This is a genomic window from Vicinamibacterales bacterium, assembly GCA_036496585.1.
GTDB lineage: Bacteria > Acidobacteriota > Vicinamibacteria > Vicinamibacterales > 2-12-FULL-66-21 > JAICSD01.
Genome location: DASXLB010000073.1, coordinates 77,566 through 96,154, shown reverse-complemented (window position 1 = coordinate 96,154; position 18,589 = coordinate 77,566). Strand labels below are relative to the sequence as shown.

Annotated in this window: 10 protein-coding genes; 5 read left to right on the top strand and 5 right to left on the bottom strand. The window is 69.5% G+C overall.

Annotation, left to right across the window (positions count from 1 at the left end; translation table 11 throughout):
* Positions 1-1,246, top strand: a 1,246-nt coding sequence (locus VGI12_21345) for a sigma-54 dependent transcriptional regulator (protein ID HEY2435230.1), incomplete at its 5' end; no start/stop codon positions are given.
* Positions 1,247-1,403: 157 nt separating this feature from the next.
* Here the strand turns inward: VGI12_21345 and VGI12_21340 are convergent.
* The 3 genes from VGI12_21340 to VGI12_21330 all read right to left on the bottom strand — a co-directional run bounded on the left by VGI12_21340 (position 1,404) and on the right by VGI12_21330 (position 3,398).
* Positions 1,404-2,081, bottom strand: coding sequence for a hypothetical protein (locus VGI12_21340; protein HEY2435229.1), 678 nt, complete (start codon positions 2,079-2,081; stop codon positions 1,404-1,406).
* 205 nt (positions 2,082-2,286) lie between these two features.
* On the bottom strand, positions 2,287-2,643 hold the full coding sequence (gvpH, locus tag VGI12_21335; GenBank protein HEY2435228.1) for a gas vesicle protein GvpH: 357 nt from the start codon (positions 2,641-2,643) through the stop codon (positions 2,287-2,289).
* A 170-nt stretch (positions 2,644-2,813) separates the two neighbouring features.
* A complete protein-coding gene (locus VGI12_21330; protein HEY2435227.1) occupies positions 2,814-3,398 on the bottom strand; it encodes a hypothetical protein in 585 nt (194 codons plus the stop codon).
* Positions 3,399-3,617: 219 nt separating this feature from the next.
* On the opposite strand from VGI12_21330, the gene VGI12_21325 reads away from it, so the two are divergent.
* From VGI12_21325 to VGI12_21315, 3 genes are all read left to right on the top strand, one after another.
* Positions 3,618-3,956, top strand: a complete 339-nt coding sequence (locus VGI12_21325; GenBank protein ID HEY2435226.1) for a PadR family transcriptional regulator — start codon at positions 3,618-3,620, stop codon at positions 3,954-3,956.
* Positions 3,953-6,589 (top strand): ADOP family duplicated permease, encoded by a 2,637-nt coding sequence (locus VGI12_21320; GenBank protein ID HEY2435225.1) that lies wholly within the window; start codon positions 3,953-3,955, stop codon positions 6,587-6,589. The genes VGI12_21325 and VGI12_21320 overlap by 4 nt, the downstream gene beginning before the upstream one ends.
* 175 nt (positions 6,590-6,764) lie before the next feature.
* Positions 6,765-7,316 (top strand): PEP-CTERM sorting domain-containing protein, encoded by a 552-nt coding sequence (locus VGI12_21315; GenBank protein HEY2435224.1) that lies wholly within the window; start codon positions 6,765-6,767, stop codon positions 7,314-7,316.
* A 125-nt stretch (positions 7,317-7,441) separates the two neighbouring features.
* Here VGI12_21315 and VGI12_21310 read toward each other — a convergent pair whose 3' ends face one another.
* Both VGI12_21310 and VGI12_21305 read right to left on the bottom strand, forming a co-directional pair.
* Complete coding sequence (locus VGI12_21310) at positions 7,442-9,961, bottom strand: serine/threonine-protein kinase (protein HEY2435223.1); 2,520 nt, start codon at positions 9,959-9,961, stop codon at positions 7,442-7,444.
* A gap of 8 nt (positions 9,962-9,969) precedes the next feature.
* Positions 9,970-10,563 carry a sigma-70 family RNA polymerase sigma factor gene (locus VGI12_21305; GenBank protein ID HEY2435222.1) on the bottom strand — a complete coding sequence of 198 codons (594 nt, stop codon included), beginning with the start codon at positions 10,561-10,563 and terminating at the stop codon, positions 9,970-9,972.
* Positions 10,564-10,710: 147 nt separating this feature from the next.
* On the opposite strand from VGI12_21305, the gene VGI12_21300 reads away from it, so the two are divergent.
* Positions 10,711-18,564, top strand: a complete 7,854-nt coding sequence (locus VGI12_21300; GenBank protein ID HEY2435221.1) for a choice-of-anchor D domain-containing protein — start codon at positions 10,711-10,713, stop codon at positions 18,562-18,564.
* Positions 18,565-18,589: the final 25 nt, after the last annotated feature.

Here is an 18,589-nt window from a genome sequence, read left to right as displayed (position 1 = left end):
CGGCCTCCGCGTCGTCAGCACCTTCCGCTGCACCGACGACGAGGCGCGCGACGCGGCCGCCGCCCCGGGCGACCGCCTGACCGTCGCCTGCGGCACCCACCGCGACGAAGCCTGGGAGATCGTCGCGCGCCCTGGACCGTCGCTCGACGACCGCTGCAGCGCCACCGCCACCCGCAAGCTCGTCGACACCGCCGTCACCCTCGACCGCTATCGCCGCGAGGAACGCCAGCGCGCCGCGCTCTGGCCGGCCGAGAGCCTCGAAACCGACGGCGGCCTCTGGATCTCCGAACAGATGACCGAACTCCTCCGGATCGCCCGGCGCGTCGCCACCGCGCCGGTCAGCGTGCTGCTCACCGGCGAAACCGGCACCGGCAAGGAAGTGCTGGCCCGCGCCATCCACCGCGCCTCCGGCCGCGGCCACAAGCCGTTCGTGCCGTTCAACTGCACCGCGGTGCCGCGCGACATGCTCGAAAGCCAGCTGTTCGGCTACCGCAAGGGCGCGTTCACCGGCGCCCAGCAGGCGTTCGACGGCGTGATCCGCGCCGCCGCCGGCGGCACGCTGTTCCTCGACGAGATCGCCGAGATCGGCCTCGACCTCCAGCCCAAGCTGCTGCGCTTCCTGGAAACGCACGAAGTCCACGGCCTCGGCGAGGCGCAGCCGGCCGCCGCCGACGTCCGCGTCATCGCCGCCACCAACGCCGACCTCGAGTCGCTGGTCGCCGAAGGGCGGTTTCGTGAGGATCTCTTCTACCGCCTGAACGTCGTCCGGCTGCGGCTGCCGCCGCTGCGCGAGCGACGCGAGGAGATTCCGCCGCTCGTCGACCACTACCTGCGCACCCTCGCCGAACAGCAGAAGAAGGGGCGGCTGACGCTCGACGACGAGACCCTGGAGTACCTGCTGCTCTTCCGCTGGCCGGGCAACGTGCGCCAGCTGGTGAACGAAGTCAGCCGGCTCGTCGCCTACGCCGAACCGGACAGCACGATCACGCCGGCGCTGCTGTCGCCAGAGCTGCAGACGTCGCGGCGCACCGTGCGGGTGGACTCCGGCGACGAGCCGGAGATCCGGGTGCGGCTCGATCAGCCGCTCGGCGACGCCGTCGAGGCGATCGAGCAGACGATGGTGCGGCGCGCGCTCGAACGGGCGAACGGCAACTACGAGAACGCGGCCCGGCTCCTGGGCATCTCGCGCAAGGGACTGTTCCTCAAGCGGCGACGCTGGGGCATGCAGCGGCGCCAGGCGAGCTAGGAGCAGAGCAGTTCGCAGTTGGCGCGTTTGACGTCCCCCCGGTTCTGAGTAGCGTTTCGGTTTAGAGGCCGTGCAGTTGACGACACGTCACGAAGACGGCGAAAGTAACCGCCGGGCTCTAAACCAATCCGCGACTGAAGGTGGGGGGGACGTCAGTCTAACGGACTACACCGACCGCCATACCTAAGATAATAGTACCGGAGGCCGAGAATATTCCACCAATTACCCAGACGTGCATGGCGATCAGGCACAGTCCAAGCACGACAGCTACTATCCCGAACAGCCAGCCAGCACGCCGCACCGCCGCGACAGCGGCGACCTCGGACCAGCCCCTTGCTACCAATGTCCACTTCAAAATATTGCCACCATCTACGCTGGGCTCCGGTGCCAGACTCATAATCAACATCATGCTGTGGGCAACTGACGACCAGGACGCCAACTCCTTCGCAACCGAACCGGCTGGCGCGATGACGAATACCGCTACGCTCATGAGTAAGCACAGCAAATTGAAAATGGGACCACCCAGCGCGCGCAACCGGTGAGCGTTAGGCGAAGCCGCGTTATTGTCGTAGAGCGTATGTGGCATTTGCCTGACAGTAATGCGGATTTCACTCATAGGAGTGCCGGCAAAGCGAGCACTGAATATGTGGGCGAGCGGATGCCCGAAGTCCGCCAAAATCAAGAGAAACGTGGTGGCGAAGCCAATAAGCACGGCCGACCAGAAGCCACGACCAGGATGCCAATACAAGTCCAACCCAGCGGCCCCGGCCCAGATCGCAAGGACCAGTAAGGAGACTGTCGGCTTTATCCGTACTGGCGTGTTGAAGACTCTCAAGTTGATCATTTTAGTTACTGCAGACCCTTTGGAGGCTGTCCAAGGGTCTGCAGATCATTAGCAAGAACCGACGTCGAGGTCCGTAACCATCCTAAATCAAGGAACACCACGTATGGGTGGTGCGCGACTGAAGAATGAGAATCGCCATAGGGGCGCAAGCGAAACTGGCCCACCAGCCGGATTCACCAGGTCTTGCGTCTGGACTTCATTGAAGCGGCGTCCCGGTGTAAATGAGCCCTGTCTGGTCGGAAAAGAACGCTGGATGACACTCGTCTTTGGCGTCCTTCACCGAGAACGTGTAGCCTTCGCCGTCCGTCGACACCTGCACATCGAAGCCGTCCGGAACCGTCACGCCCTTCAATAGCGCGAGCGGGACATACTTGCCTCCAGCGGCAGACGATCGCGCCTCGGCGGTGTTGATCTGTCTGGCGGTGGTGATCCCCGCCCTCCGTCGCGCGATTTGCTCCGCGCTTGGGGCGGAGCCGCATTGAGCCTGTTTCGCCGGAACGAGCCCGTAACCGGCGAGGCTGGCGAGACCAATCGCAAAAGCGTATCGGACCATTCTGAACCTCCTGCTCTATCGACGATTTGACGACCGGACTGGCTGATTGGACGGAATTCCTGCGAAGCCGCTGGCAGCTCGTCAAATCCTGCACATTTTGCGGTCTGCCGCATCGAGGCGCACATGTGAAGTCGGCGCTGACGCCGGGTGTGGTCATGAACGAGCGCCTTCTAAAGCGGATCGGGACTCGCCGACTTCCCATCCGGTTCGACGATCGACAGCCGCGTCGGCTCGAGAGCCCCGATCGGCGGCCACAGGCATCCGATCAGGAAACCCATTCCAGTCTGCCAGACGATGAACAGTGCAGGGGTCGGGTTCGTCCCGGCGTGAGGCTCAGACAGGTATCCCAGCTGCTGGCCGGCGACGCCGAGCAGGCCGCCGCCAATCGTGCAGACGAGAAGCCGCCGGAGCGTGGGTTGAACGTGTGCGTAGAAAGCGAACGCCGCCGTCGACAGGACGAGGCCTCCGACGAAGCCGCCGGCGAAAAGAGGCGCGATGTCGGCGAGGCCGGTACGATTTCCGCCGGGGTGACCTATCACTTCGCCGGCCGCGATGATGAAGGCGAGCCAGAACGCCGCCCACGATATCGCGGTGAGACTGGCGGCCTTCAGGATCGATCGGTCCCGGTCAACGAGCCAGAAGTAACCAGCGAGAGCCACGCCAAACGCCGAAGGTGAAAGCCCCCTCTCAAGGGTACTGAACCGAGGCCAAGGCAGGGAGGAGACGGTCAACAACCCGCCGACGAGGCCCGCCAACGTCAATCCAAGGGTTCTTGCCGCTGGACCCGGGGCAGCCACGCACCGTCTTATCGGCGGGAACTGCCCAGGCCTCTTCCCATCTGAACCGGATCGCCGCCGACCCACGAATCAGTCTCGGCGGTCCGCTGCCTGCCGAGACGGGACCGGCGCCCACCTCGGCAGGCCGTCAACCTTTTCCATCCACTTCCCGTCCAAGCGGCATAGATATTCCCCACAATGTGGTTTAAATCGAAGGCGGCGCTCGGCGATTTCGAACAACTGGTCCTCCTCGGCGTGCTGCGGCTCGATGAGGCCGCCTACGGCGCGGCCATCCGCCAGGAAATCCACGCCCGCTCCGGCCGCGACGTCTCGATCAACGCGGTCTACACCACCCTCGATCGCCTCGAAGCCAAGGGGCTGCTGCGCTCGTGGACCAGCGAGCCGACCCCGCAGCGCGGCGGCCGCCGCCGCAAGTTCCACGCGCTGACCCCGGCCGGCGCCGCCGCCCTGCGCCAGGCCTACCGCGCCTTCACCGCCATGGCGAGCGGACTCGAACGCCGGCTGGGACGCCAATGACGCCGCCCCGGCTGGCTGAACGGCTCGCCGCGCTCCGGCTGCGCGGCGAGCGGCGCGAGTTCGTGCTCGGCGACCTGGCCGAGGAATTCGCCGCGCGCGCCGCGATCTCGCCGCGCGCGGCGCGGCGCTGGTACTGGCGCCAGGCCGTCGCCTGCCTGCGCGGCAGCGCCGGCCCCACCGTCCCGCCGCCGCTTTCCACCACCGGGAGAGACCCGCTCATGCGCACCCTGCTGACCGACCTCCGCCTCGCCTGCCGCGTCTTCCGTCGCGCCCCGTCGTTCGCCCTCGCCGTCGTCTCGGTGCTGGCGCTCGGCATCGGCGCCAACGTCGGCATCTTCAGCCTGGTCAACGCCGTGCTGCTGCGGCCGCTGCCGTTCGCCGAACCGGAGCGCCTCGTGCGCCTGTTCCACGTCCCGCCGCAGTCGGCCTTCCCAGGCATGACGACGTTCTCGCTGTCGCCGGCGAATTTCCTCGACTGGCAGCGCGACAGCCGCTCGTTCGCCGCGATGGCGGCCTACGGCTTCCGGCAGTTCACGATCGCCGGCGACAGCGGCCCTGAAGCGATCCGCGCGGTGCGCGCCGGCCCGGGTTTCTTCACGATCGTCGGCACGCAGCCGCAGCTCGGACGGACCTTCCTGCCCGAAGAATTCGATCCGGCGCGCGCGCAGGTCGTGATCCTCAGCGACGGATTCTGGCGAAGCCATTTCGGCGGCGCCGCCGGTGTCATCGGCCGGACGATCGCCTTCGACGGCGCGCCGTACACGATCGTCGGCGTGATGCCACGGACCTTCTCCGGCAACGGCTGGGCGGCGACGTCGATGCCGGTCTGGGTGCCGCTGGGGTGGACCGACACGGACCGCGCGGTCCGCGAGAACCACAACTACCAGGCCATCGCCCGCCTCGCGCCCGGCGCCACCCTCGCGCAGGCCCGCTCGGAGCTGGCGGTCATCTCGCGGCGGCTCGAGGCCGCCTATCCGTCTCAGAACGCCGGCTGGGGCGGCACCGCGATTCCGCTCCAGGAGCTGATCGTCGGCGACGTACGGACGTCGCTGCTCCTGCTGCTGGCGGCGGTGGCGCTCGTGCTGCTCATCGCCTGCGCCAACGCCGGCAACCTGATCCTGGCGCGCGCGATGGGACGCCGCAAGGAGATCGCCATCCGGGCGGCGCTCGGCGCGGGCCGGACCCGCGTCTTGCAGCACCTGCTCGTCGAGGCGCTCGTCCTGGCGCTCGCCGGCGGCGCGGCGGGGCTGCTGCTGGCCCAACTCGCGCTCGCGGCGGGAGCGTCGCTCCTCGCCGACCAGATCCCGCGCGCCGACGCCGCGTCGATCGACGCGCACGTGCTCCTGTTCATGATCGGCGTCTCGTGCCTCACCGGCCTCGTCGCCGGCGGCGTGCCGGCGCTGCAGGCCGGGCGCGCCGATCTGAACGAGACGCTGAAGGAAGGGGGCCGCAGCGGCGACGCCGGCGCCGGGCTCTTCACCCGCCGGGCGCTCGTCGTCGCGGAAGTGGCGCTGTCGCTGATGCTGCTGATGGCGGCCGGCGTCATGCTGCGCAGCCTGCACGCGCTGCGGTCGGTCGACGCGGGGTTCAACCCCGAACGGGTGCTGAAGCTCGACATCGGGCTGCAGGACGCGCGCTATCGCGAACCGGCGCAGAAGCGGGCGTTCTACGACGCGCTGCTCGAGCGGCTGCGGGCGCTGCCGGGCGCGGCCGCGGCCGGCTACTCCAACACGCTCCCGCTCACCGGCGGCGGCTCGGTCCAGCCGATCGTCGTCGAAGGGCGCGCCGAGCTGAAGCCGAGCGAGCAGCCGACGGTCGCGGTCCGCGAAACGAGCGCCGGCTACATGACGACGATGGAGATCCCGATCCTGCATGGACGCGACTTCGCCGCCGCCGACCGCGACGCCGTCCTGGTCAGCGCCTCGGCGGCCAGGCTGCTCTGGGGCAGCGGCAATCCGGTCGGCCAGCGGGTGACGCTGCCGCTCGACTCCCGCACACAGCTCATCGACGTCGTCGGCGTGGTCGGCGACGTGAAGGAGGCGCTGACCGAGAACGCGCCGCCGACTGTCTACTACTACCAGCGCGACCTGCCCTTCGGCGGCTTCTCGATCGCCATCCGCACCACCGGCGATCCCGACGCGCTCGCGAGGCCGGCGGTCGCCGCCGTCCACGCGATCGACGCGCAACTGCCGGTGCAGGCGGTGCGCTCGATGCACGACGTCATCGAGAGCTCGCTGGTCGGTGAACGCTTCCGGGCGCTGCTGCTGGAACTGTTCGCCGCCGCCGCGTTGACGCTGGCGTCGGTGGGCATCTACGGCGTGCTCTCGTATCTGGTCCGCAGCCGCCGCCGCGAGCTGGGCATTCGCACCGCGCTCGGCGCCGCGACGGGCGACGTGCTGCGGATGGTCGTCGTGGAAGGGATGAAGCCGGCGCTGGTCGGCATCGCGGCCGGCGCGGCCGGGTCTCTCCTGGCGGCGCGCCTGCTCGACCGGCTCGTGTTCGGCGTCGACGCCGGCGATCCACTGACGCTCGGCGTCGTCGCGGGCGGCCTGCTCGTCGTGTCGGCGGTCGCCTGCCTGGTCCCAGCCTGGCGCGCGGCGCGGCTGGATCCGGTGACCGTGCTGCGCGACTGACGCGAGCGGGCCTTGTCCGTCCAACCGCTACGACTCCTGTTGACGTCGCGCGGCTTGCACTGCCGCGGGGCGGCGGCGGCTTTGTGCCGCTCGGGAGGACAGCGTGAGCAAATTTCTGCGCACACTCGCACGCGTCACTACTCCACTAGCTCTGCTTGTTTTCGTCTCATTGCCCATGACGGCCGCGGCCGATCCCGTCAAGCTGGGCTCGCGGACGATCCTCCAGACCGGTGCGGCTCCTATGTCGCCCGGTGACACCAACGGCAGGTTGACGCTCTCCATCGGAGGCTTCGACCTGTTCGCCACGACGCTGATTTCCACGGCCGACATCGGCCGCACGCTGATCGAGGACGGCATGACCGACGCCGACTTCGCCAGCGTCGCCAGCCTGATGACGAACGGCCGGGCCAATTTCATCGGATACCTGTTCGGGCCGCCTCGAGGCGGGGGCGGCGGAGTGGATGCCGCCTCCGAAGCGGCGCTCTTCAATTTGCCGGCAGGGATGATCGATTTCGCCGGCTCCACAATCACGGCGCTGACGCTCACCATTCGAGATTTCTCGTCGACCCCCTCGATGGATCACCCGGGGTTCACGCAGCTCCACCTGGATGGGGACCTCGCCGTTCTCGGCACGCCTGGCGCGACGCCCACTCCAGAGCCGTCGACGCTTCTCCTGCTGGGCGCCGGGGCGGCCGGGCTGGTGCGCGCCCGCCGGCGGCTCGCGTAAAAGACGGATGCGGTCCGAGCGCCGCTGTCTCCAACCTGAAGATGCGAGCTCGAGGTCGCGCTCCATCTTCAGGCCTGCGGTGCTGTTCGCATCAGCGTCCGGAAGCAGCCTCCGCTTGGAGCCGCTCAGCGGATCTTCCCGCTCAGGCGATCGCGCAGGTCGCGCAGCCTGTCCTGCTGGCTGCCGAGCAGCGGCGCGCGCCGCGCCGCCAATTCGTACGACGCCGCCGCCGTCGTCCAATGCGCGCGCGCGTCGCGCGGGTCGCCCAGCCACGCCGACGCGTAGCCCAGACAGTATTCAATGTCGCCGCGCTCCCCTTCGAACCGCGGCTCCGGCGGCGACAGCTGCGCCGCCTCGCGCAGCAGCGGTGCCGCGGCGCGCGGCTGTTTCGAGGTGAAGAGCAGCATTTCCCCCTGCCGGAACATCACGGAGGAGAGCGCCCGACGCGCGCGGACGTCGTTGGGATCCGCGGCATAGGCGGCGCGGCGCAGCGCGATCGCACGCCGGTAGACCTCCTCGGCCTCGGCGGGGCGGTCCGCCCGCCGCAGCGTCGTCCCCAGATCGCTCAGGTCGTAGCCCAGGTCACTGGCGGCCTGCGTGTCGTGCGCGTCTTCGGCCACGAGCCGCTCGTCGATCTGCCGCGCCGCCTGGTAGCCGCGCAGCGCCTCGTCGACCCGGCCGACCAGCAGGCTCAGCGCCGCAAGATGCTTGTCGCAGAGCGCGACGTTCCGCGAGGCGTCACGGGTCGGCGCGCGCCGATCAATCTCCTCGAAGATGCCCAGCGCCTGGCGGAACGGCGGGACCGCTTCGTCGTACCGGTGTTCGTCGGCGAAATTGGCGCCGAGCTGGAACAGCGCGACCCCGTAGCCATGCCGCGCCGTCAGGTCGTCCGGATGCGCCTCCATCTCGGCACGGCGCAGCGACAGCGACCGCGAGATCAGAGGCCAGCGCTCCGGCGATTCGACGAGGAGTGACAGCGCGTCGAGTCCTTCCGCCAGCCGCGCGGTGACCTCCCGATTGCCCGGATCGGCCGAATGCAGCCGCTCCAGGCTGCCGACGGCCTTGCGGAAGCTGACGGCCCCGCCGACACGGTCGCCAAGGTTCGATTCGCCGGCTGCCGCCTGCGCCCGCCCCAGCTTCAGATAGCCCTGGGCGATCTGCAGCTGGAGGCCGGCGTCCGCCGCGCCGTCGCGCGACAGCCCGTCGAGATACTCGAGGCCGAGCCGGACGATCAACGCGCGCGGTTTGGTGGCGCCGGGCAGCCGCTCGATCGCGTCGTGCACGTCGAACACCATCGCGTTGGCGAGCTTGCGCAGCTGGTCGAATCGCTGCTCGGCGCGACGCGCGTTCGCCTGGGCTATCCGCGCCTCGCGCACGGTCGCCGCGACGCCCGTCGCGGTGACGAGCAGCACCAGACCCAGCATCGCGAGGCCCACCCGATGGCGGCGCGCGAATTTCCTGGCGCGATAGCTCCACGTTCCCTGCCGCGCGGTCACCGGGAACCCGTTCGCGTGCCGCCGGATGTCGTCGGCGAACTGCGCCACGGAGGCGTAGCGCCGATCCGGCTCCTTGCGCAGCGCCTTGAGCACGATGTGATCGAGATCGCCGTCGAGGCGACGCGCCAGCCGCGCGACCGACCCCTCACGCGCCCCGCCCAGCCGGGAGGCGGGAATCTCGACGTCACGACCGTCGACCCGCTCGGTCGCGGCGCGCGCCACGACCGCGCTCGGCCGCAGCGGCTCGTCCTCGTCGATGGCGCGATAGAGACCCGCCGGCGTGCGCGTGTCGCGCCGGTACGGCGAGTGCCCTGACAGCAGCTGGTAGAGCACGACCCCCAGGGAGTAGACGTCGGAGACCGTCGTCACCGCCTCGCCGCGGATCTGTTCCGGGCTCGCGTAGGCGAGCGTCATCGGCCGGTTCAGCGTGGCTTCGGTGTTCCCGTCGAGCGTCAGCAGCTTGGCGACGCCGAAATCCAGCAGCTTGGGCACCCCCTCGGGCGTGACCAGGATGTTGCGCGGTTTGATGTCGCGATGGACGATCAGCCGCTGATGCGCGTACTCGACCGCCGCGCAGACATCGAGGAACAAGGCCAGTCGCGCGCTGATGTTGAGGCGATGCGCGTCGCAATAGGCGCACAGGTCCACGCCTTCGACCAGCTCCATCGCCAGGTACGGCCGCCCCTCCTCCGTCGATCCGCCGTCGAGCAGACGGGCGATGTTGGGATGGTCGAGGCCGGCCAGGATCTGACGCTCGGTCCGGAACCGCTCCAGCAGCGCGCCGCGCTCCTCGACGCCGCTGCGAATCAGCTTGATCGCGACCTCCTGCTCGTACTGGCCGTCGGCGCGCCGGGCCCGATAGACGGTGCCCATGCCGCCGTGCCCGAGCTCGCCGATCAGCTCGAACGGCCCGATGCGGCGTCCGTCGAGCGGCGGTTCGGCGATCGCCGGCGGCCGCAGGCGCGCCATCGGCGTGTCGAGGAAGCAGTCGCCGTCCGGCGGCGTCGACGCCAGCAGGCTGGCCACCTCACGCCGCAGCTCCTCGTCGGCGCCGCAGCGGTCGGCGAGAACGGAGGCGCGCCCTTCGGGCTCGCGCGCGAGCACCGCCGCGTACACCGTCTTGACCTGCTCCCAGCGTTCCGGCGTCATGGCGTCGGCTATCCGCGATTGGGGGGGGCGTCCTGCAGCTGCCGGTGCAACCAGGCGCGCGCCATCGTCCAGTCCCGCGACACGGTGGCGGCCGAAATCCCGAGCACGTCCGACGTCTCGTCGATCGAGAGGCCGGTAAAGAACCGCAGTTCGACGATCCGGCTCTGGCGCGCGTCGATGCCTGCCAGCTCGCGCAGGGCCTCGTCGAGCCGCAGCAGGTCCACGTCCTGCCGCTGCGCCACGTTCTCGAGCTCCTCGATCGCGATCGGCGGCGTGCCGCCCCCGCGTTTCGCGGCGCGCTGGCCACGCGCGTAGTCGACGAGGATCTCGCGCATCAGCCGCGCCGCCACGCCGAAGAAGTGCGACCGGCTATGCAAGTCGGGAGGCTCGTGTCCGGCCAGCCGCACGTAGGCCTCATGGACCAGCGCCGTGCTCTGCAGGGTATGTCCCGGCTGCTCCTGCCGCAGGTAGTGGTGCGCCAGCGACCGGAGCTCCGTGTAGACGATCGGCACGAGCGTCTCGAGCGCACGTTCGTCTCCAGCGCGCCACCGCGCCAGCAGATCGGTCACCGAAGGGCCGCCGCGTCGAGACGTTGGCTGCATACAGGGTCGTATCGGCCAGCACTCCAGAGGGTCCTCGCACCATAGGCCGTCCATCCGCGCCTGTCAATTTTCGTCGTGCGGCTCGTGAGGGAATCCGCCGTCCCTTTTCGCATGAACAGGCGGGGGATCACATCCGTGGAGGACACGATGCGGGGACAAGGCGCGCTCGGACGTGCATACGCGGGGGCTCTTGCCATCATCCTGATGGCGAGCGGGGTGATGGCGCAGCCGACCATGACGACGGCGGTCGGACAGCGTGAGATGACGGCGATCGCCCGCGATCCGGTGAGTGGGGCGCTCTACTTCGCCGCGGATCGGCCCGGAACCATCTCCCGCGTCTCGAACGCGCCGGCCGGCGTGCTCATCGCCGGGACGCCCGGCGGGTCGCTGCAGGACGGCGTGCCCGCCGCTCAGGCCGCGGTCTTTCCGGGGCGAAACGGCCTGGCCGTCGACGGCGCCGGCAACATCTTCTTCTCAGAGCCCGCGCTGCACCGCATCCGCCGCATCGACGCCGCGACCACCGTGATCACCACGATCGCGGGCACCGGCGAAACGGCGACCGATTCGAATTTCTTCGACGGCAGCAACGCGATCTACACGCCGCTCTCCGCGCCCGGTGCGCTCGCGTTCAACCCCGTGTCCGGGGATCTCTACGTCGCCGACGAAACGCTGGACATCGTCTACCGCATCACCGGCAACGGCGTGCCGATCACCGCGGGCAACGGCCTCCTCCACCGCGCCGTCGGCGGCAACCCGGCGAACACCTCCATCTACGTCGAGTACAACTGGTACAACCCCTTCGGCTACGCCGGCGACAACGGTCCGGCGCTCGACGCGAAGTTGAATCATCCGCGCGGCCTCGCCTTCGACGCCTCCGCCAACCTGTTCATCGCCGACACCGGCAACAATGCGGTCCGGCGCGTCGCCGCGAGCAACGGCTTCATCACGACGGTCGCCGGCACCGGCGTGCCCGGCTGGAGCGGCGACGGCGGTCCGGCGACGGCGGCGCAGCTGTTCATGCCCTCGGGCGTATCCGCCGACACGGCTGGCACGCTGTGGATCGCGGACACCGCCAACCACCGCATCCGCGCCGTCTATGCCAACGGACACATGGACACCTACCTCGGGGACGGGATCGCCCGATTCGGGCCGTTCTCGCTCGCCTATCCGACCGGCGTGCTGGTGAGCGGCGCGATCGCGATCGTCGATTCGCAGAACCGTGATATCGCGATGTTCGACCCCAACGCCGACAGCAGCGAGATGACGACGATCGCGGAGGTGATTACCGGCAAGGACGATCCGGGCTATGTCGGCGACGGCTCGCCTGGCGGCGACGCGGTGAACCAGCCGATGGGGATCGTCTTCGACCGCAGCGGCAACGCCTTTTTCTCGGATTCCGGCAACTCGCGAGTTCGCCGCGTCGACGCCGTGACCCGCGCCGTGACGACAGTCGTCGGCAGCGGCGTGCCGGGCTACGGCGGCGACGCCGGCGACGGTCGGCACGCCCAGCTGAACTGCCCTGCCGGCCTCGCCTTCGGCGCCGCCGGCGATCTGTTCATCGCCGACACCTGCGCGAACGTCGTCCGCCGCGTGTCACCGGGAACCGGCGGGCTCGTCACCGGTGCCGCCGGCGAGACGATCTCGACATACGCGGGAACCGGGGTCCGCTACGGCACGATCGATGGCGCCGGTGGGCCGGCGACCGCGGCCCGTCTGAACGCGCCGACCACGCTGGCGATGTTCGCCGGCACGCTTGCCATCGGTGCGCCGGCACTGGCGGAGATTCGCGAAGTCAAGCCGGATGGGACGATGGCGAACGGCGACTTGTCCGACGTCGAAGCCGACGCGTTCACCGCCGACGCGCTGGCGGACCTCATCGTGGCCGACGGCTCGAACGGGATTGCCTGCTATGGGGCATCGCAAGCGCAGTTCGGCGGGCTGGGCATCACCGGCTGGGGAGGCGCCGCCATGGACGCCGCGGGGCGTCTCTACCTGATCGAGTCGGACGCCAGCCAACGGATCTACCGCTACGCGGCGCCCGGCGGCGGCGCGATCTGCTCGGCGGGGCTCGACCTGCAGCAGACGCTCGCGGTCGGCGGCAGCGGCGCGACCGGTTACTCGGGCGATGGTGGTGCGGCGGCGCTGGCGACGATGAACCAACCACGCGCCCTCGCCGTCGACGGCGGCGGCGACGTCTGGATCGCCGACACCGGCAACAACGTCATCCGGCGCGTGCAGCAGCCATCGGCGGCGGTGACGGTCGATCCGGCCAGCGTCGACTTCGGCACGCGGGGTCTGCTGACCGAATCGGCGACGAAGGCGGTCACGGCCACCGACTCCGGCAGTCTGGCCGCGACGTTCCTGGCCGCCACACTCGGCGGCGACAACCCGGGCGACTTCGCGATCGTCGCCGACGGATGTCTGAGCGCCGTCCTGGCGCCGGGAGGACTCTGTCAGATCGCTGTCGCGTTCATGCCGACGGCTCCCGGCACGCGGCGCGCCACGCTGCAGCTCAACGACACCGCCTCAGGATCGCCGCAGACGATCGCGCTGACCGGCCAGGGCGTCTCCCTCGATGTGAATCCCGCGTCGATCGTGTTCGCCGCCCAGCCGCTGACGCTGGCGTCGGCGCCGGCGCTGGTCACGATGACGAACGACGCGGCCGCGTCGGTGTCGATTCAGTCGCTGGCGTTCACGGGGCAGAACGGCGGCGATTTCTCGACCACCAGCGACGGCTGCACCGGCAGCGCGCTCGGGCCGCATGGGTCCTGCACGGTCGGCGTCGTCTTCACGCCGCAGGCGACGGGAATGCGGGCGGCGACACTGTCGATCGCCTCGTCGGCGCAGGACTCGCCGCGGGCCGTGAGCGTCAGCGGCACCGGCAGCGCGCTGGCGCCCGCCGTCACGATCGCGCCCACCGCCGTGGCGTTCCCGCAGACGGCCGCCGGCAGCAGCACCGCGCCGGTCGTCGTCATGGTCACCAACTCCGGCAGCGCGCCGTTGTCGATCACCGGCACGGCGCTGTCGGGAAACCAGCCCGCGGACTTCGTGCTGGCGAACAACACCTGCAGCGGCGCGATGCTGGCGCCGGGGCAGACCTGCTCGTTCGGCATCGCGTTCGCGCCGATCGAGGCCTGCAGCGCCACGACCGCGGCGGTCACCGTCACGGACAACGCGGCCGACAGCCCGCAGTCGGTGTCGCTGAGCGGCCGGTCGGTCGCCGGGGCCACCGGTCCGTTCCAGGCCACGCTCTTCTGCACGTCGCACGCGGCGCAGCCTCAGGAACTGGCCGCGGCGCCCGACGGCAACGTCTGGTTCGACGAGCACGGCTCTGTTTTCGCGCCCGGCGCGATCGCTCACGCCAACGCGACCGCCGGCGTCATCAGCGAGGACGCCACCGCCACGCTGCCGCAGTGGCATCCGTCGGCGCTGTCGATCCTGCCCGACGGCTCGTATGCCTACATCGAGTCGCGCGGCGGCGGGTTCGCCGAGTGGTACGACATCTTCAATCCGCTGGGCGACGAGATCCAGCAGCCCGTCCAGATTCCCGGCCCCTCCGGCCCCGGACCTGACGGCAGCTTCTGGCTCACCAATCGATTCACCTGCGCCGACAACATCCTGTTCCAGCATTTCGCGCCCAACGCCGCGACGGTGTCGCTGGTGCCGACGTCGCAGTGGATCTTCTTCAACGCCAATCGCAAGGCGTGCCTGGCTCCCAGCTTCGTCGCGCCCGGCCCCGAAGGCCTCGAGTGGATCGGCACGACCAACCAGAGCGCCGACGTCGGAACCAACGCGCCGAACGGGTTCGTGCGCGTCACCATGGACAACCAGCTCGTCGATTTCACGCCGTCCGACGCGGCGCCGCTGGCGGCGACGATCGGACCCGACGGCCACATGTGGGCGCTCGTCGCCAATCTCGGCACGCAGGCGTGCAGCCTCGAACGGTTGACCGCAGACGCCGCCGGCACGCCGATCGCCATGCCGCCGAACGTGGTCGTGCTCGGCTGCTTCTCGATCGTCTCGGCGCCGGATCACCGCTTGTGGATGACCGGCTCGCTGTTCAACGGCACGGCGTTCGTGCAGGCCCTGGTCGCCTATGCGCCGGCCGGCGGCTGGAGCGTCTATCCGGTGGCCTCGATCGGCACGGCGAACGTCTTCCTCGCCGCGGGTCCGGACGAAGGTCTCTGGTTCGACGCGATTCCGAGCGAGGTCGGCCGCTTCGATCTGGGCGGCGGTCCGTCGAGGGCGTACGTCGCGCCGCAATCGATCTCGTTCGAACCCACGGCGAACGGCGAGCCGTCAGCGTCGCAGACCGTCGTCGTCCGCAGCACGGGAACGCAGGCGCTGTCGATCGGCGGCGTCGCGCTGACCGGCCCGGATGCCGATCAGTTCATCGTCCAATTCAACGGCTGTCCGGGAGCGGTGCTGGCGCCAGGGCAAACGTGCCTCGTCCGGCTCACGTCGCGGCCGACTCGGACCGGGATCCACCACGCCTCGCTGGTCATCAACGACAACGATGGCTTCTCGCCGCAGATCGTGTCGCTCGCCGACTACGACCTTCCCGCCGGTCCGACGATCGATCCACCCAACCCGGCCTTCCCGGCGGCGATCGTCGGCCATCACGGCACGACCGTCACCTTCACGCTGACGAATCCCTTCGATCGTGCACTCGCGATCCAGTCGGTCTCGCTTGACGCCAACGGCCACGACTTCACGATGATCGCCAACGGCTGCCTGAACGCCACGGTCGCGGCGAACGGCGGCACGTGTACGGTCGACGTGCGGTTCGATCCAACCGCGGCCGGCACCCGCACGGCGACGCTGTCGTTCACCGACGCCGCCAACCCGCCGGTTCAGGTCGTGACGCTCACCGGCAAGGGACAGACGACGTCCGGCGGTACGGGTTCGTGCGGCTGCGACTCGACGGGGCTCTTCGTCGACCCGGCGATCGTCTATCCGCAGGTCATTCAGAGCTTCGGCACCACCGGCACTTCGCCCCACGGCGCCTACACGCTCGACGTGCAGTTGACCGCCGACAACAAGCCGCTCGCCTTCGTGATCACCAGGAAGGGATCGACGACGCCGCTCGTCACGATCGGCGCGCCGAACCCCTCGTTGACGGCGTGGCCGGCAAGCGTCGAGCACGCGTGGGGATTCAGCCCTGACGACGACCGTTTCGTGCTGCACTACGCGACCTACCAGATCACCGGCAACGTCACGACCGACTGGATCGATACGATCGCGCTGTACGATCTCACGTCGGCGTCGCCCGGCGTTCCGGTCCACGCCCCGATCACGCTGCCGATCGCCCCCGAAGGCAGCGCCTCGGGTCCGGAAGGGTCGGCGGCGTTCAGTCCTGGCGGCGCCTATCTGCTGACCGCTCAACATCAGTCGACGTCGACCGGTCAGTCGATCGCTCTGAACCTCGTCGGTCGCGGCGGACAGCAGGTGTTCCAGCACGTGTGGAACCCCGCATCGGCGCCGGCCAATCCCGACGATCAGGCCCGCTCCGCGTTCTGGGGCTTCGCGCCCGACGAACAGAGCTTCGCCTACTACGTCGAGGAACCTGGGAACGATCCCATCCTGCGGCTGGTGTCGCTCCCGGCCGGAAGCGCCGGCCCCATCCACGAGTTCCACTACGACCATGCCGTGGCCACCCTCGTGCAGTTCGCACCCTGCGGCGAGGTCATCGCCATCGTCCATCAGGACAGCAACGCGCAGGACAGCAACCCGGTCACCATCTCGCTGTATTCGACGCGCCCGGCAGATGCCGGCCACGGCGCCATCGGGGAAAAGGGCGACCTCCCGATCAAGAGCATCCAGATCCACGCCGGTTCGGCGAACTACACCGCCGACGTGCAGGACTACCCCAACGCCGTCACGCTCGCGCCGAACGCGAACGCAGGATCCTGCGACCCGCCGACGGCAAGCGGCGACGCCGGCGGGTCGGACGCGCCGGCTGTTGCGGTCGCTCCGACGTTCAAGGACGACTTCGACACGTCGCCGCCGCCGTTCATCGCCACGCTCGGACAGCTCTATTCATACACGTTCAAGGCGAACGGTTCGCCGGATCCGCAGTTCGACTTCCTGACCAACACCTGCGGCTTCCTGACGATCGACAAAGACAGCGGTGGCGTGTCGGGCACGCCGCAGACCGCCTTCGCGAGCTGCACCTACTCGGTGACGGCGTTCAACGGCGACGGCAACGCCGACTCGCCGCTGTTCACGGTCACGATGGCGCCGGTGACGCCGCCCTCGGGCGGTGGCGGAGGCGGCGGTCCGTACGTGCCGGACGACGGCGACGTCACCTCCGTGTCCCCGTCCGCGGCATCGTCGTCGCCGAATTCTTCAGCGAATCCGGCCGCGACAGAAGCATCCCCACAGCTGCCGGCGCCGACGACCGTGGTGCTGCCGCACGCTCGAGGGCGCATCGTGCTGAACGCCGACATCGCGCCGGCGGTGTCGACCTTTACCTACACGGAGAGCGACGCCCCCGCCGGTCCGATCGGATCGCTGCTCTTCGCCGGACTGAGTTTCTCCTTCAACGCCGTCGACGCAGCCACGGGCTCGCCGGTCACGACACTCATCGACCCTGCGGTAGCCACCATCGTCTACCGCGCGTCCGATCTCCAGTCGGCGCGCATCAGCGATCCCACGACCTTGAGCGTGTACTGGTGGAACGGGACCGCGTGGATCGATCAGATGCCGTGTCACGGCTGCGCGCTCGACGCGAGCGCCGGCACGCTGACGGTGAGGCTGTCGCGACTGGGGGACTACGTGCTCGCCGCCTCCCTGCCGCCGCGGACCTTGACGGTGACGGCGGTGCCGGTGACAGCTGCCGCGGGGACGCCCTTCTCGGGCATCGTCGCGACGTTCACGCCATTCAACCCGGGTGATCTCGCCGGCTACTACACCGCGACGATCAACTGGGGCGACGGGCAGTATGCCGGTGGCAGCATCTCGTCGACGGGCGCCGGCACGTTCGCGATATCGGGCGCGCATGCCTGGATGAGTTCCGGATCGTTCACGATCGGTATCGCGGTGCAGCAGGGCAGCCCGGCCGGAAGCACCCAGACCACGGCGACCGTCAGTGGAGCCGGGCAACCGCCGCAGTTCACCGCCGCCGCGGCGCCGCTGACGGCGACGGTTGGCGCGCCCTATTCGTACTCGTTTGCCGCTACCGGAGCGCCGGCGCCGACTTACGCGCTCGCCGCCGGGGCGCCTGCCTGGCTGTCGATCGGCGCCGCGACCGGAGCGGTCGCCGGCACGCCGCCCCGCGGAACAGCGTCGTTCACCTACTCGGTGATCGCCTCGAACGGCGTCCTGCCGAATGCGGCCGTCGGACCGTTTGTCGTCAGCGTCATGGCGCCGCCGCAGTTCACCGCGGCCGCGCCGCCGCTGACGGCCACGGTTGGCGCGCCCTATTCGTACTCGTTTGTCGCCACCGGAGCGCCGGCGCCGACCTACGCGCTCGCCGCCGGGGCACCTGCGTGGCTGTCGGTCGGCGCCGCGACCGGCGCGGTCGCCGGCACGCCGCCAAGTGGAACAGCGTCGTTCGCCTACTCGGTGATCGCCTCGAACGGTGTCTCGCCGAATGCAGTCGCGGGACCGTTCACCGTGACCGTCGCCGCGGCCTCGAACGCCGCGGCCGACGTGGCGGTGTCGCTCACGGCGCCGGCCAAAGCCGCGATCGGCTCGACCGTCGCCTATTCGATCGTCGTCACCAACAACGGCCCTGGGATCGCGAAGAAAGTGGCGCTGGTGATGCTGGCGGGTCCGGGCGCCTGGTACGTCTCGTCGGCGCCGGCGCCGCTGCTGGCGAGCGAGGGGCTGTGGACGTGGACGTTTGCCTCGCTCGCACCGGGACAGTCGGCGACCATTACTCTGCGGGTCAAGGCGACGGTCGCCGGGACGCTGCTCGGCGCCGCCGTGATTGTCTCTGACACACGTGACCCGAAGCTGGGCAACAACGCGGCGCTCACCGCCACGGTGGTGAGGTGACCAGAATCGGTCACGAAAGTCGCCG

What these genes read in the sequence shown, in the direction of transcription:
- VGI12_21305 (HEY2435222.1), bottom strand. Translation starts at nt 10,563, where the DNA reads ATGCAGCCAACGTCTCGACGCGGCGGCCCTTCGGTGACCGATCTGCTG.
- VGI12_21300 (HEY2435221.1), top strand. Translation starts at nt 10,711, where the DNA reads ATGCGGGGACAAGGCGCGCTCGGACGTGCATACGCGGGGGCTCTTGCC.
- VGI12_21310 (HEY2435223.1), bottom strand. Translation starts at nt 9,961, where the DNA reads ATGACGCCGGAACGCTGGGAGCAGGTCAAGACGGTGTACGCGGCGGTG.
- VGI12_21320 (HEY2435225.1), top strand. Translation starts at nt 3,953, where the DNA reads ATGACGCCGCCCCGGCTGGCTGAACGGCTCGCCGCGCTCCGGCTGCGC.
- gvpH (HEY2435228.1), bottom strand. Translation starts at nt 2,643, where the DNA reads ATGGTCCGATACGCTTTTGCGATTGGTCTCGCCAGCCTCGCCGGTTAC.
- VGI12_21325 (HEY2435226.1), top strand. Translation starts at nt 3,618, where the DNA reads ATGTGGTTTAAATCGAAGGCGGCGCTCGGCGATTTCGAACAACTGGTC.
- VGI12_21315 (HEY2435224.1), top strand. Translation starts at nt 6,765, where the DNA reads ATGACGGCCGCGGCCGATCCCGTCAAGCTGGGCTCGCGGACGATCCTC.